Below are 21638 nucleotides of genomic sequence, written 5' to 3'. Positions count from 1 at the left end.
GAGTCAGCCCTTGTCGGTGGCGAGCTTGAGGCCGAGCCCGATCATCAGTGAGCCGCCGAGCCAGCGCCCGAAAGCGAAGCCGGCCCGGCTCGCCTTCATCGTCTTCATCACCAGGCTGGCTGCGAGGACGGTGATCAAATCGGCCGAGGAGAAGGCGAAATTGACGATGGTGCCGAGGATCAGGAACTGCGCCCAGACCGGCAGCGCCGCCGCGGGATCAACGAACTGCGGCAGTAGCGCGATGAAGAACAGCGCGACTTTCGGGTTCAACACCTCGACGATGAAGGAATCGATCAGCGCGCGCCGAACGGTCTTGGCGGGCGCCACGGCCTGGACCTCTCCGCCGAGCTTGGAGCGGATCATGCCGATGCCGAGCCAGACCAGATAGAGCGCGCCGACGATCTTCACCGCGACGTAGAGCTCAGGCACGTGCTTGAACACCGCCGACAGGCCGAAGGCCGCGGCGACGACATGGACATAGCAGCCGAGATGGATGCCGAGCATCGCCATCAGCCCGGCCTTGCGGCCATGGGCGATGGTCTGCGCCGCCGTATAGAGCAGCGCCGGGCCGGGGAAATAGGCGATGACCAGCGTCACCGTCGCGAAGGCGAGGAGCGTTTCCCAGGAGGGCATCGATAGGCTCCCTTAAGCTTTGACCGGCTCGACATAGACCTTGATCCGGCCACCGCAGGACAGGCCGACCTGCCAGGCCGTCTCGTCGGCGACGCCGAACTCCAGCGTGCGCGGCTTGCCGTCGGCGATCACATCGCCAGCCTCGGCGACCACCGCGCCCTCGACGCAGCCGCCCGAGACAGAGCCGAGAAAATTGCCCTGCCCGTCGATGACGAGATGCGAGCCGACCGGGCGCGGGGCCGAGCCCCAGGTCTCGACCACGGTGGCAAGCGCAACGCCGCGCCCGGCCTTGGCCCAGGCCTCGGCGGCGGCGAGGATGTCGGTATCGGTGCTGATCATGATGGCCAGTTCCTGATGCGGGCGGCGAGCATCATATGCAGGCGTCGTCCAAAAGCCCTGCCTACTTAAGCATGGCTGCCGCACATTGTGAGCATCCGGAGCATGGCAGAGCGTATGATTTCTCGACCGGAGCGGCGGGCTTCGCTATCTCACGGGTCATGGATGGTGTCGTTCTCCTGCATGGCATCGCGCGACACGCGCGCTCGCTCGCCGGCCTCGAACATGGTCTCCGTTCGGCTGGCTATGCGACGCTGAACCTCGACTATCCTGCCCGCCGGGCCGATCTGCAGCAGATCGCAGCGGGGCTGTATCAACCGATCGCCCGCTTCGCAGATGGCCTGGAAGGCAGACTCCATTTCGTCACCCACTCGATGGGCGGGCTGGTCGCACGCGCCTATATCGCGCAACACCGCCCGCAGGTGCTCGGCCATGTCGTGATGCTGGCGCCGCCGAACGAAGGCAGCGAGATCGCCGACCTCTTGCACCGCAATCCACTCTACCGCGCCTTCTTCGGCCCAGCCGGCGCGGAGCTGACGACGACGAGACAGGATGGCCTGCGGCAGTTGCTCGGCGAGGTCGACTACCCGCTTGGCGTCATCGCCGGCGATCGTTCGCTCTATCCGCTGTCGTCGCTGCTCCTTCCGCGCCCAAATGACGGCCGCGTCTCAGTGGCGCGCACGCAGGTCGCTGGCATGAGCGATCACCTCACCCTGCACGCCACTCACCCGCTGATCATGCGCAATCGCGAGGCTGTCCGGCAGGCGCTGCACTTCCTCGAGCATGGTCGCTTCGACAAGGGATGCGTCGACCCGACCGAAGCTTCGGCCGCTATCCCGCCTTCTTCAACCACTGGCGCGGATCGGTGATCTGCCGTGCGTCGGATGACAGCGCGGCACAGAGATCGGCCATCGCCGCGAGATTGTGGATCGGCCGGAACTGGTCGACATGCGGCAGCATCGTCCGGATGCCGCTGGCCCGCGCCTCGAAGGCGTCGTAGCGCAGGAGCGGGTTGAGCCAGGTCAATTGCCGGCAGGAGCGATGCAGGCGGTCCATCTCGAAGGAGAGATCGGGACCGAGATGCCGCTCCAGCCCGTCGGTGAAGAGCAGCACCACCGCCCCGCCCGCCAGCACCCGGCGCGACCAGACCCGGTTGAAGGCGTGCAGTGCCGAGGCGATGCGCGTGCCGCCCTCCCAGTCCGGCGCCGCCTTACCGGCGAGCGCCAGCGCCTCGTCGGGATCGCGGGCGCGGAGCATGCGCGTGACATTGGTCAGGCGCGTGCCGAAGACGAAGGAATGCACGCGCCGCCGCTGCTCGGTGATCGCGTGCAGGAAATGCAGGAAGATGCGCGAATACTCCGCCATCGAGCCGGAGATGTCGACGAGCGCGACGACAGGCGGATGGACTTCGGCCCGCTCGCGGAAGGCCAGATCGATCGAGGCGCCGCCACCCCTGAGCGAGCGGCGGAAAGTGCGGCGCGGATCGATCCGCGCCCCGACATGGGCTGCCTGAAAGCGCCGCGTCGGTACGGCGTCGTTCGGTAGCCTGAGTTCTGCGATCAGCTGGCGCGCTTTGGCGATCTCCGCCGCGCTCATCTGGGCGAAATCGCGCGATTTCAGCGTCTCGCGCTCGGAGACGGTGAGTCTCGCCGAAAGCTCGGTTAGCTCGACTGGCGGCTCCTCCTCGCGTGGCGGCGGCGTGAAGGCCTCGGCAACGCGTAGCGCCCCCGCTTCCGGCTTCTGCGGCGCGCTGTCGACCCGCGGCGTCACCGGCGACATCTGCGCCATCAGCTTCTCGATCAGCCCGCGCCGGCGCCAGAACAGCCGGAAGGCCTGGTCGTAGACCGCCGTGTCCTCGTGCTTTTTCACGAAGATCGCATGCAGCGCCCAATAGACGTCGTCGCGCTGCCCAAGCGCACCATCGGCCAGCGCCTCGACCGCCTCGACCACGGCGCCCGGCCCGACGCGCAGGCCAGCACCGCGCAAAGCACGGGCGAAGTAGGCGATGTTCTCGGGGAGCTTGCCGGTCATGCCTCTTCCGTCATGCTTGCCCTTGTGGCGAGCATCCACGTCTTGCGCCGCCGATGAAGTTCGCGACGCCCCCTTCCTTCTCCCGGATGGGAGAAGGTGGCGCGGAGCGCCGGATGAGGGCCTGCCCTTGCCGCAGAAGGTACAGCGGCAGCCGCCTTGCCCCAACAACCAGCGGCGGGCCCTCACCCCTGCCCCTCTCCCATCCGGGAGAGGGGTTCCCCGCACCCTTCATCCTGGGCGTGACCAAGGTCACGCCACCGTCTCGGTCATGAACACCTTCTGGGCCACGACCCATTTGCCGTCGACTTTCAGGAACGAGAGCAGATCGGTGAAATAGCGCGGCGGCATCTGGCACTTGACCTTGACCAGCGCCATGGATGGCCCGACCAGGTCGATCGCGAGGATGTGGTCGCCGCGCTCCAGCCCGGTCTCCTTCGGCGACTTGCGGCCCCGTACCGCCTCGAACCACTGCTCGCGCGGCACGACCTTGAGCTCGCCGTCGAGCGATTGCGTCAGCGCGCTGGTGGAATGGAAGACCGCGGCGAGCTTGTCGACATTGCCCTCGTAGAGCCCGTCGAGATAGGTCCAGGTCGCGGCCTCGATCGCCTTGATGTCGTCGTTCATGATGCCTCCCGCTGAGCGTCATGGTCGGCCTTGAGCCGACCATCTCGGAAACCAGTGTCTTCTTGTCCTGAGATTCTCGGGACTGCGCTTCGCTTCGCCCGAGAATGACGGCGAAAGCTCACCCCCGCGCCGCCTGCTTGGCCTGGTCGAGCAATTCGCCGACCTTCGAGCCCTGCATCGCCTGGATATCGTCCTGGTACTTCAGCAGCGCGCCCAGCGTGTCGGAGACTATTCCCGGGTCGAGCGCGACCGCGTCGAGCTCGACCAGCGCGCTCGCCCAGTCCAGAGTCTCGGCGACGCCCGGCGCCTTGAACAATTCCTCCTTGCGGATCGCCTGCACGAAGGAGACGACCTGCTTGGCCAGCTTGGCCGGCGCAGCGGGCGTCTTCGCCTTCAGGATGGCGAGCTCGCGGGCGGCGTCGGGATAGCCGACCCAGTGATAGAGGCAGCGGCGCTTCAGTGCGTCATGGATCTCGCGGGTGCGGTTCGAGGTCAGGATCACGATCGGCGGCTCGGCGGCCTTGATCGTGCCGAGTTCGGGGATCGTCACCTGCGCATCGGCCAGCACTTCGAGCAGGAAGGCCTCGAAGGCCTCATCTGTGCGGTCGAGTTCGTCGATCAGCAGGATCGGTGCGCCGCCCTCCTGCGGCTCCAGCGCCTGCAGCAGCGGGCGCTTGACCAGATAGCGCTCGGAGAACAGGTCGCTCTCCAGCTGCGCGCGATCCCCCGCGACGCCGCCGGCCTCGGCGAGGCGGATCGCCATCATCTGGCCGGCATAGTTCCACTCGTAGACGGCGGAGGCGAGGTCGAGCCCCTCATAGCATTGCAGGCGGATCAGCCGGCGCCCGAGCGCGGCGGACAGCACCTTGGCGATCTCGGTCTTGCCGGTGCCCGCCTCGCCTTCGAGCAGCAGTGGCCGCTTCATCCTGAGCGCCAGGAAGAGCACGGTCGCCAGCGCCCGGTCGGAGACATAGCCCTCTGATTGCAGCAGGGACAGCGTGGCGTCGATGGAGGTCGGCAGTGAGGCAGTGGTCATGCGGTCCCGGTCTTGGCAGATGTCGCAGCGGCGCCAGCCCCACAAGGCCGGTTTGACCTGTTGCTTTCCTTAGTCCCTAACAGGCCGAAGCGATAGCGAGCGGAGATTTCGGCGTGCTCACGGTATTGTACATCGTCGCGATCGTCGTCGAAGCCATGTCGGCTGCATTGGCGGCCGGCCGCCGGAGCATGGACTGGGTCGGCGTCTGCATGCTCGGCTGCATCACGGCGCTCGGCGGCGGCTCGGTGCGCGACATGCTGCTCGGCCATTATCCGCTGAGCTGGGTCAAGCATCCGCATTACCTGCTGATCACCGCCGGCGCGGCGCTCGTCACCATCGGCCTCGCCCGCTTCATGCACAGGCTGCGCAAGATCTTCCTGCTGCTCGATGCGATCGGCCTCGTGCTGTTCACCGTGATCGGCTGCAATGTCGCGCTGGAGATGCAGCAGCCCTTCATCATCGTGATCGCGGCCGGGCTGATCACCGGCTGCGTCGGCGGCGTGCTGCGCGACATGCTCTGCGCCGACATTCCCCTGCTCTTCCGCAGCGAGCTCTACGCGACGGTCTCGGTGGTGACAGGGCTCGTCTACGTCGCCGGGCTCGGTGTCGAGCTGCCGCATGACTTTGTCACGGTGCTCGCCATGACCGTCGGGCTGATGCTGCGCCTGCTGGCGCTGCGCTTCAACTGGAGCATGCCGAAATTCGTCTACACGCGCGATCTGCACTGAGCGGCTAGAACAGACGTCACCCTGCTGCCGGGTTCTGGTCGCAGGCTCCGCCAGATTGCGGGCGGAGGACAAGCCATGACCAGCACAGCCGAACTCGCCGCGGATTTCGTCGCCCTGCTCAAGGAAGGCAAGCACGAGGACGCCGCACGCGCCTACAACGCCGAAGACATCGCCAGCTACGAGAACATGCCGGGGCCGATGGCGCAGTGTCACGGCAAGCAGGCAGTGAAGGGCAAGGGCGAATGGTGGACCAACAATCACGAGGTCCACGAATTCACCACCGCAGGCCCCTATCTCAACGGTGACCAGTTCGCCGTGCACTTCTACTTCGACGTCACCGTCAAGGAGAGCGGCGAGCGCCGCAAGATGCACGAAATCGGGCTCTACACCGTGAAGGATGGCAAGATCGCCGAGGAGCGGTTCTTTTATTGACGCTTCTTGCCTCATTCCCGGGCGAAGCGAAGCGCAGACCCGGGAAGCTCGTGACGAGAAGGCGCCGGCTGGCGCCCTCTCGGACCTGAGATGCTCGGGTCAAGCCCGAGCATGACGCGCTGCTGCCCTCAAGCCTTCCCCGTCGCCTGCGCCACGGCCTGCCCGGCCATCACGCCGATCAGATGGGCGCGGTATTCGGCATCGGCGTGGATATCGCCATTGATGCCCTTGGCGGTGTGCTTGAGACCATCCAGCGATTTGCCCGCGAAGCGCGCCTTCAGCGCCGCCTCCGCCTCCGGCCAGCGGAAGACGCCGCCCTCGCCCGCCCCGGTCACCGCGACGGCGATCTCGCCGCCGCGCTTGGCGACGAAGACGCCGACCAGCGCATAGCGCGAGGCCGGGTTGCGGAACTTGGCGTAGCCCGCCTTGGAGGCGACCGGGAACGAGACCTTGACGATGATCTCGCCCTCGTCGAGCGCCGTCTCGTAGAGGCCGCTGAAGAACTCCTCCGCCGGCAGCTTGCGCTTGTTGGTCACCACCGTCGCGCCGAGCGCCAGCAGCGCCGCCGGATAGTCTGCCGCCGGGTCGTTATTGGCCACCGAGCCGCCGATCGTACCGCGATGGCGCACATGCGGATCGCCGATATGGCTGGCGAGATAGGCCAGCGCCGGGATCGCCTCCTGCACATCGGGCGAGGACGCGACTTCGGCATGGGTCGTCATCGCGCCGATCACGAGATTGCGGCCCTTGCGGGCGATGCCCTTGAGGTCGGCGCATGAGGAGAGGTCGACCAGCGCGCCGGGCGAAGCCAGGCGCTGCTTCATCGTCGGCAGCAAGGTGTGGCCGCCGGCGAGCAGCTTGGCGTCCTCCTTCTTGGCGAGGAGGCTGGCGGCCTGACGCGCGGTCGCCGGGCGGTGATAGGTGAAGGCGTACATCGTCTCGTCCTTTCAGATCACTCGGCAGCCATGCGGCTGAGCGTTTTCTGCGCGGCGCGCCAGACGGCCTGCGGCGTCGCCGGCATGGCGATGTCCTCATGGCCGAGCGCGTCGGTGATGGCGTTGATGACCGCGGGGGGCGCGGCGATGGCGCCGGCCTCGCCGCAGCCCTTGATCCCGAGCGGGTTCGACGGGCACGGCGTCACCGTCATGCCGACCTCGAAGGACGGCAAATCGTCGGCGCGCGGCATGCAGTAGTCCATGAAGCTCGCGGTCACGAGCTGGCCGTCGGCATTGTAGCGGGCGCCTTCCAGCAGCGCCTGGCCGACGCCCTGGGCGATGCCGCCATGGACCTGGCCCTCGACGATCATCGGATTGATGACGTTGCCGAAATCGTCGACCGCGGCCCAGCGCTCGATCCGGGTCACGCCGGTGTCCGGATCGATCTCGAGCTCGCAGACATGAACGCCGGCCGGGAAGGTGAAGTTGGTCGGGTCGTAGAACGCCCCCTCCTTCAGCCCCGGCTCCAGATCCTGGCCATTGAACTTGTGGGCGACATAGGCCTGCAGCGCGCAGGAGCCGAAATCGAGCTTCCGGTCGGTACCCTTCACTGTGAAGTTGCCGTCCTTGAAGTCGATATCGGCCTCGTCGGCCTCCAGCACATAGGCCGCGACCTTCTTGCCCTTGGCGATCACCTTGTCGATCGCCTTGAAGATCGCAGACATGCCGACCGCGCCCGAGCGCGAGCCATAGGTGCCCATGCCCATCTGCACCTTGTCGGTGTCGCCATGGACGATCGAGACGTTCTCCAGCGGCACGCCGAGCCGGTCGGAGACGAGCTGGGCGAAGGTGGTCTCATGGCCCTGGCCATGGCTGTGCGAGCCGGTCAGCACCTCGATCGTGCCGATCGGATTGACCCGCACCTCGGCCGATTCCCACAGGCCGACGCCGGCGCCGAGCGAGCCGACCGCAGCGGACGGGGCGATGCCGCAGGCCTCGATATAGGCGGAGAAGCCGATGCCGCGCAGCTTGCCGGCACGGCCTGAGTCACGGCGGCGCTTCGGAAAGCCTTTGTAATCAATCGTCTCCAGCGCCTTCTTCAGCGAGGCGCTGTAATTGCCGGTGTCGTACATCATGATGACCGGCGTCTGGTGCGGGAACTTCCTGACGAAGTTCTGCGTGCGGAACTTGGCGGGGTCCTTGCCGAGCTCGCGCGCCGCGACCTCGACCAGCCGCTCGACCACGAAGGTCGCTTCCGGACGCCCCGCACCGCGATAGGCATCGACGGGAGCCGTGTTGGTGTAGACCGCATCGACCTCGCAATAGATCGCCGGGATGTCGTACTGGCCCGAGAGCAGCGGCGCATACAGATAGGTCGGCACCGACGACGAGAAGGTCGAGAGATAGGCGCCAAGGTTGGCGGTGGTATGCACCCGCATCGCCAGCATCTTGCCCTCGCCGTCCATGGCGAGCTCGGCATGGGTGACGTGGTCGCGGCCATGCGCATCGGAGAGGAAGGCCTCGGTGCGGTCCGAGGTCCATTTCACGGGACGGCCGACCTTCTTCGCCACCCAGACGCAGACCGTCTCCTCGGCATAGATGAAGATCTTCGAGCCGAAGCCGCCGCCGACATCGGGGGCGATCACGCGCAGCTTGTTCTCCGGCGCGATGCCGATGAAGGCCGAGAGCACGAGGCGCGCCACGTGCGGGTTCTGGCTGGTGGTGTAGAGCGTGAAGGCGCCCTCGCCCTGATCGTAATCGCCGACCGCGGCGCGCGGCTCCATCGGATTCGGCACCAGCCGGTTGTTGACGATGTCGAGCTTGGTGACGTGCTTGGCCGCCTTGAAGGCCGCATCGGTCGCAGCCTTGTCGCCGAGATGCCAGTTGAACACCGTATTGTCCGGCGCCTCGGCATGGATCTGCGTCTTCGATTTCGCAGCGCCCGCCGTGTCGACCACTGCCGGCAGCACGCCGTAATCGACGGCGATCGCCTCGGCCGCGTCGCGCGCCTGCGCCAGCGTCTCGGCCACCACCACCGCGACATGGTCGCCGACATAGCGGACCTTGCCCTGCGCCAGCGCCGGGTGCGGACCGGCCCTCATCGGCGAGCCGTCCTTGTTGTGGATCATCCAGCCGCAGATCAGCCCGCCGACCTTGTCGGCAGCGAGGTCGTCGCCGGTGAAGATCCCCAGCACGCCCGGCATCGCCGCGGCGGCTTTCGTATCGATTTTCTTCAGCGTGGCATGGGCATGCGGCGAGCGCAGGAAATAGGCATGGGCCTGGCCCGGCCGGTTGATGTCGTCGGTATAACGGCCCTGGCCGGTGATGAAGCGATGGTCTTCCTTGCGGCGGACGGGAGCGCCGATTCCGGTGGCGGACATGGATTCCTCCTGGCGTGGCGCCTCTTGGCGGGCGCTATCAGCATGTTTCGGGGATCACATCGGAAAAAAGGGCAGCGCCGGCATCAGCCGCGCAGCCTCGGGAACGCGCTATTCGGCGGCCTGCCGGGCCGGCTTGGCACCCGCGCCCATCGCCTCGGCGCCGGCTGCGATCGCCTTGACGATGTTGTGGTAGCCGGTGCAGCGGCAGATATTGCCTTCGAGGTCCTCGCGGATCGTCTTCTCGTCGAGGTGGTTGCCGCGCCGGTTCACGATATCGACCGCCGACATGATCATCCCCGGCGTGCAGAAGCCGCATTGCAGGCCGTGATGCTCGCGGAACGCCTCCTGCATCGGATGCAGCGCCCCGCCATTGGCCAGCCCCTCGATCGTCGTCACCGAAGCGCCTTCGCAGGCCAGCGCCAGCGTGGTGCAGGATTTCACCGCCTTGCCGTCGAGATGCACGACGCAGGCGCCGCATTGGCTGGTGTCGCAGCCGACATGCGTTCCGGTCAGCCGGAGATTTTCTCTGAGGAACTGCACCAGGAGGGTGCGCGGATCGACATTCGCGGTGACGGACTTGCCGTTCACCGTCATGGACAGATTGGCCATGGGGCACTCCTCCGAAAGCCTGTTTTCTGTACGGCCGACGACATCTCGAAGGCAGCACGATCCATGCGCCAGCCCGTCACGGAGCCAGCGGAGAATTTCCTTGGAACAACTTCAAAAAGCAGTGTGGACCCGGGATTTTCCGCGGTCAAGCGGGCAGCCATTCCGAAAGCGGCCCTGTTTGGCGATGTTTTTGCATGGTTTTGGCGAGCGGCGCCGGAGGAGAGCCTCGCAGCGCACAACCAGCGCACCCGACCCCTTTGCCGAATCTTAACTACGCCCATGCAACCTCGTCGGCTGAAATGACGATCTCCGATCGTCGCGCTCACGGATGGCGCGGTTGGCCACGATCCTCGAACACGTCCAGCGCCGCCTGACGGCGATCGGCTTCGACGAACGCCAGCGCCGGCGCCTGCGCCGCTATCGCGCCCTCGTCGATCGAGTCATCGTCGAGCTGGTCGCCCAGGATTTCGACCGTGCATTCTCGATCCACCCGATGCTGAAACCGGCGGTCGAGCCGGTTGCAGTCGAGCTTTTCGCCGCAGAAGCCGCCCATTTCCGCCTGCTGTTCGAAGGCGATTTCGACCAGAGTTACTGCGACTCGCTCGAACGGCTCACCTTGCTCGAACGGCACGGTCAGGTCGGCGCCCGCGCCCGCGCCTCGATCGCCTTCACCCTGTTCCGAATGATCCTGGAGGACAGCCGCACGCGCCTCGTCTTCTCGCGGCGCGACATCCCGCACGATCTCTTCATCATCGAGCGGGTGCTGACCTATGACGTCAACACCGCCATGTCGCTCGACCGCGAATTCGAGGCGACGGAAGCCCGCCGTCGCGGCGTCGCGCTCGACGAGGTCGCCGCGACGCTGACCTCGCGCATCGGCCAACTCGACGGCGCGATCAGCAAGGCGGTCGATCTCTTCGTCGAAACCGCCGGCGAGACCTCGGCGGCCAGCAGCTTCATCAAGGACCAGGTCGGCTCGGTCGCCCAGACCTCGCTACTCGTCCGCGAGAAGGCGATGCAGACTGCGGCTGCGACCGAGGAAATGTCGGCGAACATCGCCGAGATCGGCCAGCGCGCCCGCCAGAGCCTTGAGATCGCCAACCGTGCCGTCGCCGATGCCGAGGCGATGGACGAGGCGATCGCCCGGCTGCGCCACGTCACCAGCAGCATCGGCACCGTGGTCGGCATGATCGCCGACATTGCCGCACAGACCAATCTCCTCGCCCTCAACGCCACCATCGAGGCGGCCCGCGCCGGCGAGTCCGGCCGGGGTTTCGCCGTGGTCGCGGCCGAGGTGAAGTCGCTGGCGACACAGACCGCTTCGGCGACGCAGGAGATCGCCGCCCAGATCGCCGAACTCTCGGCCAGCGCCGAAGCCTGCGGCGTCCGTGCCGCCTCGATCGGCGCGACCATCGGCGAGATCAAGTCGGATTCGGAAGCGATCTCGGACGCGGTCGCACAGCAGAGCAGCGTCACCGGCGGCATCGCCCGGCACGCCGCCGAGGTTGCGCACGGCTCGGACGAAGCGATCGGCAGCGCAACCCGCGTCAACGACAGCCTCGGCAAGACCGAGAAGGCACTGGAGCGTGCCAACACCGCCGCCGCCGACATTGCCCTCCAGGTCGGCGCGGCGGAAGCGACGGTCAGTGAGGCGCTCGCCGCACTGCGGCGCGCCTCGTGAGCGTCAGCCCTCGCTGACCGCCTTGGCGAAATTGGCGAAGAACTCGTCGGCCAGCTTCTTCGAGACCGAATCGATCAGGCGCGAGCCGAGCTGCATCAGCTTGCCGCCGACCTGCGCGTCGACCTCGTAGCGCAGCAGGGTCTGCCCGCCTTCGGCATCTTCGAGCGTGACCTTGGCGCCGCCCTTGGCGAAGCCGGCGATACCGCCCTCGCCCTCGCCGACGATGCGATAGCCGTTCGGCGGGTCGAGGTCCTGCAATTCGACCTTGCCCTTGAAGGTCGCCTTCACCGGGCCGAGCTTGATCTTCACCACCGCCGAGAAATGCGTGTCGTCATCCTTGTTGAGCTGCTCGCAGCCGGGGATGCAGGCCTTCAGCACCTCGGCGTCGTTGAGCTTTTCCCAGACCACCTGCTTGGCTGCGGGCAGCGTCGCCTCGCCGTTCATCGTCATCGCCATGGCGTCGTTCCTCACCGTTCTCCGAGGCCACTGACATGTTGCAGCCCGGCCCGCCTCGGGTCTATCCAAGTTCCCTTAATCCATGGCCGGAAATGACCGGTGCGCACAAGAGGACGAAGCTGGGATGTGGGTTGCAACGACCGCTCCGCACCAGGGCGTGCCGCGACATGGCTGAAGGCGGCCTCTATGGCGAGCTCTTCGCCGACCGCGAGATGGCGGCCGTCCTCGACGATCGCGCCGCGCTGCAGGGCATGCTCGACTTCGAAGCCGCCCTCGCCCGGGCGGAAGCGGAGACCGGCATCATCCCCGCTGCGGCAGCCGAGGCGATCGCCGCACAGTGCAAGGCCGAATTCTACGACATCGCCGCAATCGGCAAGGCTGCGACGCTCGCCGGCAATCCGGCGATCCCGCTGGTCAAGGCGCTGACGGCCCGCGTCGCCGCGGCCGATGCCGAAGCGGCCAAATGGGTGCATTACGGCGCAACCAGCCAGGACGTGATCGATTCCGGCCAGGCCCAGCAGTACCGGGCCGCGCAGGAGCTTATCCTCACCCGCTCCGCCAATCTCGCCCATGCGCTCGCGGCCCTCGCCCGCGATCATCGCCGCACCCCGATGATCGGCCGCACCTTCCTCCAGCATGCTGTCCCGATCTCCTTCGGGCTCAAGGCCGCCAACTGGCTGAGCCCGATCGTCTCCTTCCACGACGACTTCATGATCTGGGGGGAATCGGCGCATCAGCTCGGCGGCGCCGCCGGCAGCCTCGCCTCGCTCGGCGACAAGGCCGATGCGGTCTCGGAAGCCTTCGCCCGCATCATGCCTTCGATCGGCGCCGTGCGCGTGCCCTGGCACACGCAGCGCCGGCGCCCGGCCCGGATCGCGACCGAGCTCGGCCTGCTGCTCGGCCATCTCGGCAAGATGGCCGGTGACATCGCCCTGATGGCGCAGACCGAGATCGGCGAACTGGCCGAGCCCGAGGCGCCGGGCAAGGGCGGTTCCTCCGCCATGCCGCACAAGCGCAACCCGGTGCTGTGCACGCTGATCCTGACCGCGGCCAAGCGTGCGCCGGGGCTGGTCGCGACCATGCTCGCAGCCATGCCGCAGGAGCATGAGCGCGCCATGGGCGGCTGGCATGGCGAATGGCCGACGCTGCGCGAGCTCTTCCTGATCGCTGGCGGCGCGCTCGACCATGCGGTCGCCCTGGTCGAGGGGCTCCAGGTCTTCCCGGAGCAGATGCAATACAATCTCGACCTCACCAACGGCCTCGTCATGGCCGAGCGCGTCTCGCTGGCGCTGGCGCAGACGATCGGCCGCGGCGAGGCCCATCACCTGCTCGAGGAGGCCAGCCGCGACTGCCTCGCCAGCGGCCGCCATCTCAGGGAGGTCCTGGCCGAGCATCCGAAGCTCGCCGGAAAGCTCACCTCCGAGGATCTCGACGACCTGTTCGACCCGACGACCTATCGCGGCGCGACCGACGCGATCATCGACCGCATCCTCGTGCTCTACGAGGAGGAGCGGGAATATATGGGCGGCAATGGCTGAACGCGCGGCCGGATCGGGGGCGTGGCGGCGCGGCTAAGCCTGCAGCCAAAGTCCGGGGAGGCCTGCTTCAGAACCCGCCGAAACGGCGATGGCGGTAAACCAGCCCCGGGCCGGAGCCGCCGCCGCCGATCGCGACCACCTGGCCGATCAGGATGCGATGGGTGGTGACGCGATGAACGGCCGCCACCCGGCAATCGAAGCTGGCGAGCGCGCTCGCCAGCACGGGCGCCCCGGTCGAAAGCTCGCCCCATTCGCCCATGGCAAAGCGCTCCTCGCCCGTCAGGCCGCGCCGGCCCGAGAACACCGTGGCGAGTTCGTGATCGGCAGCCGCCAGCGTGTTCACGCAGAAGATGCCGCTCTCCTCGATCGCCGCCAGCGTCCGGCTGGCGGCCTCGATGCAGACGAGCACGGTCGGGGGCGAAACCGAGACCGAGCTGACGGCAGTCGCCGTCAGCCCCGAACGGCCTGCCGGCCCCAGGGTCGTCACGATATGAGTGGCGCTCGCCACCTGCGCCATCGCCTCGCGAAAAGCGTGCGCATCGGGAAGCGCGGCGCGTAAGGCGGCATCGACCATGCTGTTCATCGCCCAACTCTGCGCGAGGTTACTGCCTTTTATCTAAGCGCGCAGGGGTAAAAGGCCAGTTGCATCAATTGTCGACATTCCCGGCGATTCTGCAGCAAGGTTAAGATATATCACGGCGGCACGGCTCGCTCAGTCGCGCCTGAGGGCCGCGAGCAGCCCGGCACGCAGGTGCCCCATCAACGCATCGCTCGCCTCGGCCGCCGCCCCCGGCTCGCCCGCAACCAGCGCCTGGGCAAGGATCACATGGTGCTGGGCGGCCGGCACCAGATCGACCTGCCGGTCGAAGAAGTACCAGGCTCGGCGGATCAGCGCCTGCAGCGGCTCGACGGCCCGGCTGGCATAGGGGCTGCGCGCCGCCGCCGCGACCAGCGTATCGAGCTCCTTGTCGAGGCGCATATAGGCGTTGACGTCGTCCGCCTGCGCCGCCTCGCGCATCGCCCGGGCCTTGGCCAGGATGGCGCTGCGCTCAGCCGGACCGGCGCGCCTGGCCGCCTCGGCCGCGATCAGGCGCTCCAGCACCTCGCGCGCGTCGAGCGCCGCCATCACGTCGATCGCATCGATGGCAGTGACGGCGACGCCTTTGCGCGGCAGGATCTCGACCAGCCCCTGTTGAGCCAGCCGGATCAGCGCCTCCCGCACCGGCGTGCGGCCGACGCCGACGAGCTCGATCATCTGCGCCTCGGTCAGCACTGCGCCCGGCCGCAGCGACAGGGTCACGATCGCCTCCTCGAGGCGGCGATAGGCCAGGTCGGACAGGCTGGCGGAGGCGCGGGCGCCGACGGAATCCTCACCGGGAACGCGGGCATCCTCGGTCATGAACGGCACCTGCGATGCTTGACGCTTCGGATAGCATTGATATATCAGGACTTTCAACAAGACCGCAAGACAGGCAAGCCGGCCGATCGGCGGTTAAGAATCCGCGCATGGAGGCGACATGGCGTTCACCTGCACGATCCCCGCCGTCGCCACGCTCCAGCAGGACGACGACACCGTCAGGATCACGCGCTGGGACTTCGAACCCGGCGCGGTCACCGGCTGGCATAGCCATGGCTGGCCCTATTTCGTGATCATGCTGGTCGCCGGAACCTTGCGCATCCATGACGGTGCCAAGGAGACCGACGTGCCGCTTGCGGAAGGCCAGGCCTATATGCGCCAGGCCGGCATCCAGCACGATGTGATGAACGGCTCGCCCCACCCGATCGCCTTCGTCGAGATCGAGGTGAAGCAGCCGGCGGCCCTCAAGCTCCTGCCGACGACATGAAGATCGCGATCATCGGCGCCGGCATCGTCGGCACGGCCACGGCCCACGCTCTGCTCGACGAGGGCCACGAGGTCCTGATCCTCGACAAGGAGGGGCCGGCCTTCGGCCCTTCGCGCGGCAATGCCGGCATCATCGCACATACCGACGTGCTGCCGATCGCCAGCCCGAACATGCTGCGCAAGGTGCCCGGCTTCCTGCTCGACCCGCTCGGGCCGCTCGCGATCCGCCTCGGCTATCTCCCGCAATTGCTGCCCTGGCTGGCGCGCTTCCTGCTCGCGGCGCGTCCCGCCGCCTATGAGCGCTCGATCGCCGGCATCATCGCCATCCAGCAGCTTGCCCTGCCGGCCTGGCTGGCGCGCGCCGAGAAGGCCGGGATCAGCGGCCATATCCATCGCCGCGGCGCGCTCTACACCTATCGCAATCCCGGCGACACCGCCGGCCTCCAAGAGCTTGCCAAGCGCCAGCGCGCTGCCGGCATCGCCGTCGACATGCTGCAGCCGCAGGAACTGCGCCAGCTCGAGCCGGCGCTCAGGGATCGCTTCGCCGGTGCTGCCTTCCACCCCGATTGCGCCCATATCAGCGACCCGCTCGCACTGACCATGGCGCTGTTCGAAACGGCGCTGGCGCGCGGCGCCACCTATGAGAAGGCCGAGGTCATCAACATCTCGCTGGGCGAGCGCCCTGCCCTCATCGGCCCCGATGGCTGGCAGCGCGTCGTCGATCGCGTCGTCGTCGCGGCCGGCGCCTGGTCGAAGCCCCTGGCGGCGGCAATGGGCGACGCCATCCCGCTCGACACCGAGCGCGGCTACAATGTCAGCTTCCCCGGCGTGACCGGGCTGACCAGCCGCCCGATCGGCTTCAAGGATGACGGCTTCGTCATGACCCCGCTGGAAAGCGGCCTGCGCATCGGCGGAGCGGTCGAGTTCGGTGGCCTGCAGGCTCCGCCCAACCACGCCCGCACCAGGGCGCTCTACGACAAGGCCACGAAGCTGGTGGACGGTTTGCCTGCCTTCGACAGCGGCAAGCTCTGGATGGGCTTCCGGCCCTCCCTGCCGGATTCGCTGCCGGTGATCGGCAAGGCGAGCCGCAACCCCAATGTCGTCTACGCCTTCGGCCACGGCCATTACGGCATGACCCAGTCGACCGCGACGGCCGGTCTCGTCGCCGCACTGATCGCCGGCCGAGCGCCCGCGATCGACATGGGCCATTTCAGCCCGCAGCGCTTCTGACACGCCTCTCGTTCAACCGGCACCGTCATTCCGGCCGCAGCGAAGCGGAGTGCCGGAATCCATCGTAGAGCTCGGGCCCTTCGATGGATTCCGGAGCTGCGCCGCTGGCGCGGCTTGTCCGGAATGACGGTTCGGATTGATTGTAACGTTGCCGGAGCACGATGAACGATCGATCCAGCACTGAATCGATCTCTCAACCGACAGGGGCAACATCATGATTCGACTCGGCTTTGCCCTCCTTCTCGCCGGCATGATCTCCGGTTGCGCCAGCCTCGCGCCACAGTCCTGCGCCCCCGGCCAGCAGGCAATGCTGTCAGCCGAACTGCTCTTCGGTCGCAAGATCGGCGACCGTGTCGGTGTCAGCGAAACCGACTTCCGCCGCTTCATCGATGAAGACGTAACCCCGCGCTTCCCAGACGGGCTGACCATCCTCGACGCGACGGGGCAGTATCGCGACCGCGAGCACGGCAGGCTGATCCGCGAGCCGGGCAAGCTCGTCCTCATCGCCTTGCCTGATGAGGCCGGCAACCGCGACAAGCTCACCGCCATCGCCGAAGCGTACAAGCGCCGCTTCAATCAGCAATCGGTCGGGCTCATCCTGAAGCCGGCCTGCGCTTCGTTCTAACGTTAGATCGCCCAGGCGAGGAAAGTGGAAACCCTGTCGCGAAAAAACTCCGCGACGTCAGTGGCGTAGCCAGCCTGCCTCAACTAGCTTGACGCTACGGCATAGAAAATGCCGACAAGGGGAAACGCCGATGCAGGGTTCGATCCTGACCGATCTGCTGTTGCCGCTTGCCATCGGCATCGTCATGCTCGGATTGGGCCTCAGCCTGACGATCGAGGATTTCCGCCGCGTCGCGCGGTATCCGCTCGCGGTCGGGTTCGGCCTCTTCCTGCAGGTCCTGCTGCTGCCCCTGGCCGCCTTCGCCATCGCGATCGGCCTGAAGCTTTCGGCCGACCATGCCGTTGGCCTGATGCTGCTCGCGGCCGCGCCGGGCGGCGCGACGGCCAATATCTACAGCCACCTCGCCCGCGGCGACGTCGCGCTCAACATCACCCTGACGGCGGTCAACAGCCTGCTCTGCCTGTTCACCTTGCCGATCGCGCTCGACCTCTCGCTCGCCTATTTCCTCGACGCCGAGCACTATGTGCCTCCGCCCCACCGCAAGGTGATCGAGGTCGGCGCGATCATCCTGATCCCGGTCGCTCTCGGCATGCTGATCCGCGCTCGAGCCGAGCGCTTCGCCATCCACGCCGAGAGGCCGATCAAGATATTCTCGATCCTGGTCCTCGCCATGCTGATCGCCGGCGCCATCTATATCGAGCGCAAGGCACTGCTGCCGAGCCTGGTTGCGGTCGGCGGCGCCTGCCTCGCCTTCAACCTCGTCAGCATGCTGGCCGGTTATCTCGCGCCGCTGGCGCTGCGCCTGCCGAAGGGCCAGGCGGTGGCGATCGCCATGGAGATCGGCATCCACAATGCCGCACTGGCGATCTTCATCGCACTCAATGTGCTGCGCAATCCGGCTGCCGCCGTGGTGCCCGGCATCTACAGCCTGATCATGTATGTGACCGCCTCGGCCTTCGCGGTCTGGCTGGTGCGGCGGAACGCGGCTTTGCGTCCCGCCTGACGATCAGGCGAACCGCGCCGGCGCGAACGGCGTCGGGTCGACGAAGACCTTCTGCCCGCTCACCATCTCGGCGACCATGCGGCCGGTCACCGCCGCCAGCGTCAGCCCGTGATGGGCGTGGCCGAAGGAGAACCACAGATTCCGGTGCTTCGGCGCCGGGCCGATGATCGGCATCATGTCGGGCGTGCACGGCCGGTTGCCGAGCCAGGGCTCGGCATCGAGCCGCTCGCCGAGCGGGAACAGGGTTTTCGCGATCGGCTCGGCACGGGCGAGCTGCACCGGCGTCTTCGGCGCGCCGCGATTGGCGAATTCGGCGCCGGTGGTGAGGCGCACGCCCTGGCGCATCGGCGCCAGGAAGTAGCCGCGCTCGGTGTCGAGCACCGGATGGTTCAGCACGGCGTTGCCGAGCGGCTTGTAGTGCATGTGGTAGCCGCGCTTGACCGCGAGCGGCAGGCGATAGCCGAGCCGGTTCGTCAGCACATCGGCCCAGGGCCCGAGCGCGACGATCGCATCCGTGCCGAGCGCCTTGCTGCCGTCAGCGAGGGTCACGCTCCAGCGATCGCCATCCTGGGCGAGCGTGCCGGCATCGCCCTGGGCGAAGCGGCCTCCGAGCTTTTCGAACAGCGCGAGATAGGCTTTCGACAGGCCGAGCGGATCGATCACCGTCACCGGATCAGTCCAGTGCAGGCCGCCGATCAGGCTCTGGTCGAGATGCGGCTCCTCGGCGCGCAGGGCCTCGGCGTCTAGCGCGCGATGGTTCAGGCCGAAATCGCGCTTCCAGCGCTCGGCCTCGGCGAGGCGCGTATCGCGCTCGCCCTCGGTCCGGAACACCTTCATCCAGCCCTTGCGGCGCAGCAGCTCGGTCGCGCCAGCTTCCTGCGCCAGCGCGTCGTGCTCGGTCACGCAATGCTCGATCAGGGTCGCATATTTGTGGGCGATCGCCTCGTGCTGCGAAGCGCGCGAATGCATCCAGTACGACCACAGGAAGGGCGCGAGCTTGGGGATCGCGTTCCAATGGTAATGCGCGTCGATGGTGTTGTTCATCGCATAGCGGATGAGCGCGCCGAAATCATGCGGGAAACCGTAGGGGTAGACGCCCTCGCGCTGGATCAGCCCGGCATTGCCGTAGCTGGTCTCTCCACCGGGCTGGCCGCGATCGACCAGCAGCACCGAGCGGCCCGCTTTCTGCAGGTGCAGCGCCACCGAAATCCCGACAATGCCCGCCCCAACAACGATCGCGTCCGTGCGCATCCGACCTGCCTCCGCCAGCCTTTCCCGCCAGCAAGAATAGCGCCAGCGGCGGCGCTGTCAGCCGTTTCGTCGAATATTGCGGGTAACCCGGCAAAGTTTCGCAGTTTATGCCGACATTGCTGCAATGCAGCAGGCTGGCTCACTAACAGAGCTTCCCTCACGCAACTTTCTGCGTGCGGGCAGCCCCGTCACTACGGCGAGGGGAGTGAGCGCGGCGTCAGGTGCACACCGGCGATGGTGCAACGGGTCGAGCCGCCGGCTCGCTCGATCGTCGGGATCGCCAGCGGCAAGGGCCGCGCGCTCTCGCCGATGATCGCGAGCTGCTCGGGCGTCAGCGCGGCGAACGCCGTCGTCGACAAGGCCAGGATGCGCCCGTTCCGGCCCTGGAGCTCGATGGCATTGCCGGCGAATGTCTCGATCTGCGCGTTGCTGAGCGGGATCACCTGACGGCCGGCACGCTCGAAACGCTCGACGATCTCACTACGTCGCTCCGCATCGGTGATCATGTCGAGGCCGATCATGGCGAAATCGGTCGCGACGCACATCAGCACATTGGTGTGGTAGATGTCCGCGCCGTTGCCGTCCCTGGCCGAGAACACCATCGGCTCGAAATTGAACTGGGTGCAGAAGCGCTCCAGGATGATCGGATCGGTGCGCTCGGACTTGGCGGCGTAGGCGATGCGATCGATATGGTCGAGCACCATGGCGCCGGTGCCTTCGAGGAAGAGCCCGTCCGGTTCGAGGCCGGAATAATCGATCACCTCCTGGACCCGGTAGCGGCGCTTCAGCATCTCGATGACGTCGCTGCGGCGCTCCCGCCTGCGGCTCACCGCCTTCATCGGATAGATCGCGACATGGCCGCCGGCATGGGTGGAGAACCAGTTGTTCGGGAAGACGGAATCCGGCGTCAGCGTGCCTTCGTCCTCGAACAGGTGCACGGTGACACCATGCTGCTCCAGCAGCGCAGCCGCCTCGGTGATCTCCTGGAAGGCGAGCTCAGCGAGATCATCTCCCTCCTCCTGCAGGCGCTGGAAATGATTGTCGGCGGCGGTCTCGGTGTTGACCGTGAAATGATGCGGCCGGACCATGACCACGGCCGAGGGTGCCTGGACGGAAGAGGCGGGCTGGCGTGCCATCGAACGATCTATCCTTGCAGGGTCAGTCAGCGGCGCGCTGCAGCATGCCGAAGAGATCGCGCGGCTCGTCGGGATCGGCGATCATGTCGAGATTCTGGTAGAGATCCGTGCCGGCGATACGCTCGCGCAGGTAACGCAGCGCCGAGAAGTCCTCGATCGCGAAGCCGACGCTGTCGAACAGCGTGATCTGGGTGGCATCACGCCGGCCCGGGACCTGCCCGGTGATGACGCGCCAGAGTTCGGTGATCGGATAGTCCTTGTCCATCTGCTGGATCTCGCCCTCGACCCAGGTCTGCGGCGGGTATTCGACGAAGGTGTCGGCGCGCAGCAGGATGTCGCGGTGCAACTCGGTCTTGCCCGGGCAGTCGCCGCCGATGGCGTTGAGGTGGACGCCGCGCCCGACCATGTTGTCGGTCAGGATCGTCGCGAACTGCTTGTCGGCGGTACAGGTGGTGATGATCTCAGCGCCCTCGACCGCAGCCTGCGCCGTGCTGCAGGCGGTGACCAAGAGGCCGCTTCCCTGCAGGTTGCGCAGCGTCTTTTCAGTCGCGATGGGGTCGATATCGTAGAGCCTGACCGCCTCGATACCGACGACCGCCTTCATCGCCAGCGCCTGGAACTCGGCCTGGGCGCCATTGCCGATCATCGCCATGGTGCGGGCGCCCTTCGGCGCCAGATGCCGCGCCGCCATGGCCGAGGTCGCGGCCGTACGCAGCGCGGTCAGCAAGGTCATCTCGGTGAGCAGCACGGGATAGCCGCTGGCGACCTCGGCGAGCAGACCGAAGGCGGTGACCGTCTGCAGGCCGGAGGCAACGTTCTTCGGATGGCCGTTGACGTATTTGAAGCCGTAGATGGTGCCGTCCGAGGTCGGCATCAGCTCGATCACGCCGTCCCGCGAATGACTGGCGACACGCGGCGTCTTGTCGAAGCTCTCCCAGCGACGGAAATCCTCCTCGATGCGGTCGGTGAGCTCGCGCAGCATCGTCTCGATGCCGACCCGATGGACGAGGCGCATCATGTTGTCGACGCTGACGAAAGGCACCATCGCCTTGGCGGAGGGAGGTAATGCGGTCATCGGAAGCGCCAGGTCCCAAGCTGTTATGACTGGACTCTACCGTGAGCAGGACGTT

23 protein-coding genes are annotated in these 21638 nt (G+C 67.0%); 9 read left to right on the top strand and 14 right to left on the bottom strand.

All coding sequences use genetic code 11. The features are described 5' to 3' along the window. Positions 1-3 precede the first annotated feature (3 nt). Positions 4-633: a LysE family translocator gene (locus tag VGV58_RS26880; protein ID WP_326877131.1), complete on the bottom strand. Its 630-nt coding sequence runs from the start codon at positions 631-633 to the stop codon at positions 4-6. Positions 634-645: 12 nt separating this feature from the next. After that, entirely contained in the window at positions 646-972 is a 327-nt protein-coding gene (locus tag VGV58_RS26875; RefSeq protein ID WP_326877130.1) for an XdhC family protein, read from the bottom strand. 158 nt (positions 973-1130) lie between these two features. Here VGV58_RS26875 and VGV58_RS26870 point away from each other — a divergent pair, with 158 nt between their 5' ends. Continuing rightward, positions 1131-1838, top strand: coding sequence for an esterase/lipase family protein (locus VGV58_RS26870; protein WP_414644132.1), 708 nt, complete (start codon positions 1131-1133; stop codon positions 1836-1838). Here VGV58_RS26870 and VGV58_RS26865 read toward each other — a convergent pair. The 3 genes from VGV58_RS26865 to VGV58_RS26855 form a co-directional block, all read right to left on the bottom strand. Next, on the bottom strand, positions 1801-3000 hold the full coding sequence (locus VGV58_RS26865) for a vWA domain-containing protein (protein ID WP_326877128.1): 1200 nt from the start codon (positions 2998-3000) through the stop codon (positions 1801-1803). The two genes, VGV58_RS26870 and VGV58_RS26865, sit on opposite strands and share 38 nt — an antisense overlap. 249 nt (positions 3001-3249) lie before the next feature. Then, complete coding sequence (locus VGV58_RS26860; RefSeq protein ID WP_326877127.1) at positions 3250-3624, bottom strand: nuclear transport factor 2 family protein; 375 nt, start codon at positions 3622-3624, stop codon at positions 3250-3252. Positions 3625-3742: 118 nt separating this feature from the next. Beyond that, on the bottom strand, positions 3743-4660 hold the full coding sequence (locus VGV58_RS26855) for an AAA family ATPase (protein WP_326877126.1): 918 nt from the start codon (positions 4658-4660) through the stop codon (positions 3743-3745). Between the two features lie 113 nt (positions 4661-4773). Between VGV58_RS26855 and VGV58_RS26850 the strand changes: the two genes are divergently transcribed. Then, positions 4774-5388, top strand: coding sequence for a trimeric intracellular cation channel family protein (locus VGV58_RS26850; protein WP_326877125.1), 615 nt, complete (start codon positions 4774-4776; stop codon positions 5386-5388). Between the two features lie 75 nt (positions 5389-5463). Continuing rightward, the gene (locus tag VGV58_RS26845) at positions 5464-5820 is read left to right on the top strand and encodes a nuclear transport factor 2 family protein (protein ID WP_326877124.1); all 357 of its coding nucleotides are present in this window, start codon (positions 5464-5466) and stop codon (positions 5818-5820) included. Between the two features lie 128 nt (positions 5821-5948). On the opposite strand, the gene VGV58_RS26840 is transcribed toward VGV58_RS26845, so the two are convergent. The 3 genes from VGV58_RS26840 to VGV58_RS26830 all read right to left on the bottom strand — a co-directional run bounded on the left by VGV58_RS26840 (position 5949) and on the right by VGV58_RS26830 (position 9745). After that, on the bottom strand, positions 5949-6755 hold the full coding sequence (locus VGV58_RS26840) for an FAD binding domain-containing protein (protein WP_326877123.1): 807 nt from the start codon (positions 6753-6755) through the stop codon (positions 5949-5951). Between the two features lie 17 nt (positions 6756-6772). Beyond that, positions 6773-9136 (bottom strand): xanthine dehydrogenase family protein molybdopterin-binding subunit, encoded by a 2364-nt coding sequence (locus VGV58_RS26835; protein WP_326877122.1) that lies wholly within the window; start codon positions 9134-9136, stop codon positions 6773-6775. Positions 9137-9244: 108 nt separating this feature from the next. Beyond that, positions 9245-9745 carry a (2Fe-2S)-binding protein gene (locus VGV58_RS26830; protein ID WP_326877120.1) on the bottom strand — a complete coding sequence of 167 codons (501 nt, stop codon included), beginning with the start codon at positions 9743-9745 and terminating at the stop codon, positions 9245-9247. 337 nt (positions 9746-10082) lie between these two features. On the opposite strand from VGV58_RS26830, the gene VGV58_RS26825 reads away from it, so the two are divergent. Next, on the top strand, positions 10083-11426 hold the full coding sequence (locus tag VGV58_RS26825) for a methyl-accepting chemotaxis protein (RefSeq protein WP_326877119.1): 1344 nt from the start codon (positions 10083-10085) through the stop codon (positions 11424-11426). A gap of 3 nt (positions 11427-11429) precedes the next feature. On the opposite strand, the gene VGV58_RS26820 is transcribed toward VGV58_RS26825, so the two are convergent. After that, on the bottom strand, positions 11430-11882 hold the full coding sequence (locus tag VGV58_RS26820; protein ID WP_326877118.1) for an SRPBCC family protein: 453 nt from the start codon (positions 11880-11882) through the stop codon (positions 11430-11432). A 167-nt stretch (positions 11883-12049) separates the two neighbouring features. Between VGV58_RS26820 and pcaB the strand changes: the two genes are divergently transcribed. Further along, positions 12050-13420: a 3-carboxy-cis,cis-muconate cycloisomerase gene (gene pcaB, locus VGV58_RS26815; RefSeq protein ID WP_326877117.1), complete on the top strand. Its 1371-nt coding sequence runs from the start codon at positions 12050-12052 to the stop codon at positions 13418-13420. 67 nt (positions 13421-13487) lie between these two features. Here the strand turns inward: pcaB and VGV58_RS26810 are convergent, their stop codons facing one another. Both VGV58_RS26810 and VGV58_RS26805 read right to left on the bottom strand, forming a co-directional pair. After that, a complete protein-coding gene (locus VGV58_RS26810) occupies positions 13488-14003 on the bottom strand; it encodes a flavin reductase (RefSeq protein WP_326877116.1) in 516 nt (171 codons plus the stop codon). A gap of 129 nt (positions 14004-14132) precedes the next feature. Then, complete coding sequence (locus tag VGV58_RS26805; RefSeq protein ID WP_326877115.1) at positions 14133-14819, bottom strand: GntR family transcriptional regulator; 687 nt, start codon at positions 14817-14819, stop codon at positions 14133-14135. A 118-nt stretch (positions 14820-14937) separates the two neighbouring features. Here VGV58_RS26805 and VGV58_RS26800 point away from each other — a divergent pair, with 118 nt between their 5' ends. The 4 genes from VGV58_RS26800 to VGV58_RS26785 all read left to right on the top strand — a co-directional run bounded on the left by VGV58_RS26800 (position 14938) and on the right by VGV58_RS26785 (position 18121). After that, positions 14938-15264 (top strand): cupin domain-containing protein, encoded by a 327-nt coding sequence (locus tag VGV58_RS26800; RefSeq protein WP_326877114.1) that lies wholly within the window; start codon positions 14938-14940, stop codon positions 15262-15264. Continuing rightward, positions 15261-16493: an FAD-binding oxidoreductase gene (locus VGV58_RS26795; RefSeq protein ID WP_326877113.1), complete on the top strand. Its 1233-nt coding sequence runs from the start codon at positions 15261-15263 to the stop codon at positions 16491-16493. Before VGV58_RS26800 ends, VGV58_RS26795 begins: the two co-directional genes overlap by 4 nt. A gap of 214 nt (positions 16494-16707) precedes the next feature. Next, entirely contained in the window at positions 16708-17118 is a 411-nt protein-coding gene (locus tag VGV58_RS26790; RefSeq protein WP_326877112.1) for a DUF3574 domain-containing protein, read from the top strand. A gap of 130 nt (positions 17119-17248) precedes the next feature. Continuing rightward, positions 17249-18121: a bile acid:sodium symporter family protein gene (locus tag VGV58_RS26785; RefSeq protein WP_326877111.1), complete on the top strand. Its 873-nt coding sequence runs from the start codon at positions 17249-17251 to the stop codon at positions 18119-18121. A 3-nt stretch (positions 18122-18124) separates the two neighbouring features. Here the strand turns inward: VGV58_RS26785 and VGV58_RS26780 are convergent, their stop codons facing one another. The 3 genes from VGV58_RS26780 to VGV58_RS26770 form a co-directional block, all read right to left on the bottom strand. Next, on the bottom strand, positions 18125-19372 hold the full coding sequence (locus tag VGV58_RS26780; RefSeq protein WP_326877110.1) for an NAD(P)/FAD-dependent oxidoreductase: 1248 nt from the start codon (positions 19370-19372) through the stop codon (positions 18125-18127). A gap of 191 nt (positions 19373-19563) precedes the next feature. Then, entirely contained in the window at positions 19564-20508 is a 945-nt protein-coding gene (gene ctlX, locus VGV58_RS26775) for a citrulline utilization hydrolase CtlX (RefSeq protein ID WP_326877109.1), read from the bottom strand. 22 nt (positions 20509-20530) lie between these two features. Beyond that, positions 20531-21583, bottom strand: a complete 1053-nt coding sequence (locus tag VGV58_RS26770) for an ornithine cyclodeaminase (RefSeq protein WP_326877108.1) — start codon at positions 21581-21583, stop codon at positions 20531-20533. Positions 21584-21638 lie beyond the last annotated feature (55 nt).

The sequence above is a fragment of the Allobosea sp. genome, from assembly GCF_035944895.1.
In the GTDB taxonomy this organism is placed as follows: domain Bacteria; phylum Pseudomonadota; class Alphaproteobacteria; order Rhizobiales; family Beijerinckiaceae; genus Allobosea.
The sequence above is the reverse complement of the archived record's forward strand: the minus strand, read 5'-3'. Positions and strand labels throughout refer to the sequence as shown.

Coding starts and splice junctions, on each gene's coding strand:
- VGV58_RS26820 (WP_326877118.1), bottom strand. CDS start 11,882: ATGGCGATGACGATGAACGGCGAGGCGACGCTGCCCGCAGCCAAGCAG.
- VGV58_RS26860 (WP_326877127.1), bottom strand. CDS start 3,624: ATGAACGACGACATCAAGGCGATCGAGGCCGCGACCTGGACCTATCTC.
- VGV58_RS26835 (WP_326877122.1), bottom strand. CDS start 9,136: ATGTCCGCCACCGGAATCGGCGCTCCCGTCCGCCGCAAGGAAGACCAT.
- VGV58_RS26830 (WP_326877120.1), bottom strand. CDS start 9,745: ATGGCCAATCTGTCCATGACGGTGAACGGCAAGTCCGTCACCGCGAAT.
- VGV58_RS26780 (WP_326877110.1), bottom strand. CDS start 19,372: ATGCGCACGGACGCGATCGTTGTTGGGGCGGGCATTGTCGGGATTTCG.
- VGV58_RS26865 (WP_326877128.1), bottom strand. CDS start 3,000: ATGACCGGCAAGCTCCCCGAGAACATCGCCTACTTCGCCCGTGCTTTG.
- ctlX (WP_326877109.1), bottom strand. CDS start 20,508: ATGGCACGCCAGCCCGCCTCTTCCGTCCAGGCACCCTCGGCCGTGGTC.
- VGV58_RS26855 (WP_326877126.1), bottom strand. CDS start 4,660: ATGACCACTGCCTCACTGCCGACCTCCATCGACGCCACGCTGTCCCTG.
- VGV58_RS26810 (WP_326877116.1), bottom strand. CDS start 14,003: ATGAACAGCATGGTCGATGCCGCCTTACGCGCCGCGCTTCCCGATGCG.
- VGV58_RS26770 (WP_326877108.1), bottom strand. CDS start 21,583: ATGACCGCATTACCTCCCTCCGCCAAGGCGATGGTGCCTTTCGTCAGC.
- VGV58_RS26880 (WP_326877131.1), bottom strand. CDS start 633: ATGCCCTCCTGGGAAACGCTCCTCGCCTTCGCGACGGTGACGCTGGTC.
- VGV58_RS26845 (WP_326877124.1), top strand. CDS start 5,464: ATGACCAGCACAGCCGAACTCGCCGCGGATTTCGTCGCCCTGCTCAAG.
- VGV58_RS26805 (WP_326877115.1), bottom strand. CDS start 14,819: ATGACCGAGGATGCCCGCGTTCCCGGTGAGGATTCCGTCGGCGCCCGC.
- VGV58_RS26790 (WP_326877112.1), top strand. CDS start 16,708: ATGATTCGACTCGGCTTTGCCCTCCTTCTCGCCGGCATGATCTCCGGT.
- VGV58_RS26800 (WP_326877114.1), top strand. CDS start 14,938: ATGGCGTTCACCTGCACGATCCCCGCCGTCGCCACGCTCCAGCAGGAC.
- VGV58_RS26785 (WP_326877111.1), top strand. CDS start 17,249: ATGCAGGGTTCGATCCTGACCGATCTGCTGTTGCCGCTTGCCATCGGC.
- pcaB (WP_326877117.1), top strand. CDS start 12,050: ATGGCTGAAGGCGGCCTCTATGGCGAGCTCTTCGCCGACCGCGAGATG.
- VGV58_RS26840 (WP_326877123.1), bottom strand. CDS start 6,755: ATGTACGCCTTCACCTATCACCGCCCGGCGACCGCGCGTCAGGCCGCC.
- VGV58_RS26875 (WP_326877130.1), bottom strand. CDS start 972: ATGATCAGCACCGATACCGACATCCTCGCCGCCGCCGAGGCCTGGGCC.
- VGV58_RS26870 (WP_414644132.1), top strand. CDS start 1,131: ATGGATGGTGTCGTTCTCCTGCATGGCATCGCGCGACACGCGCGCTCG.
- VGV58_RS26795 (WP_326877113.1), top strand. CDS start 15,261: ATGAAGATCGCGATCATCGGCGCCGGCATCGTCGGCACGGCCACGGCC.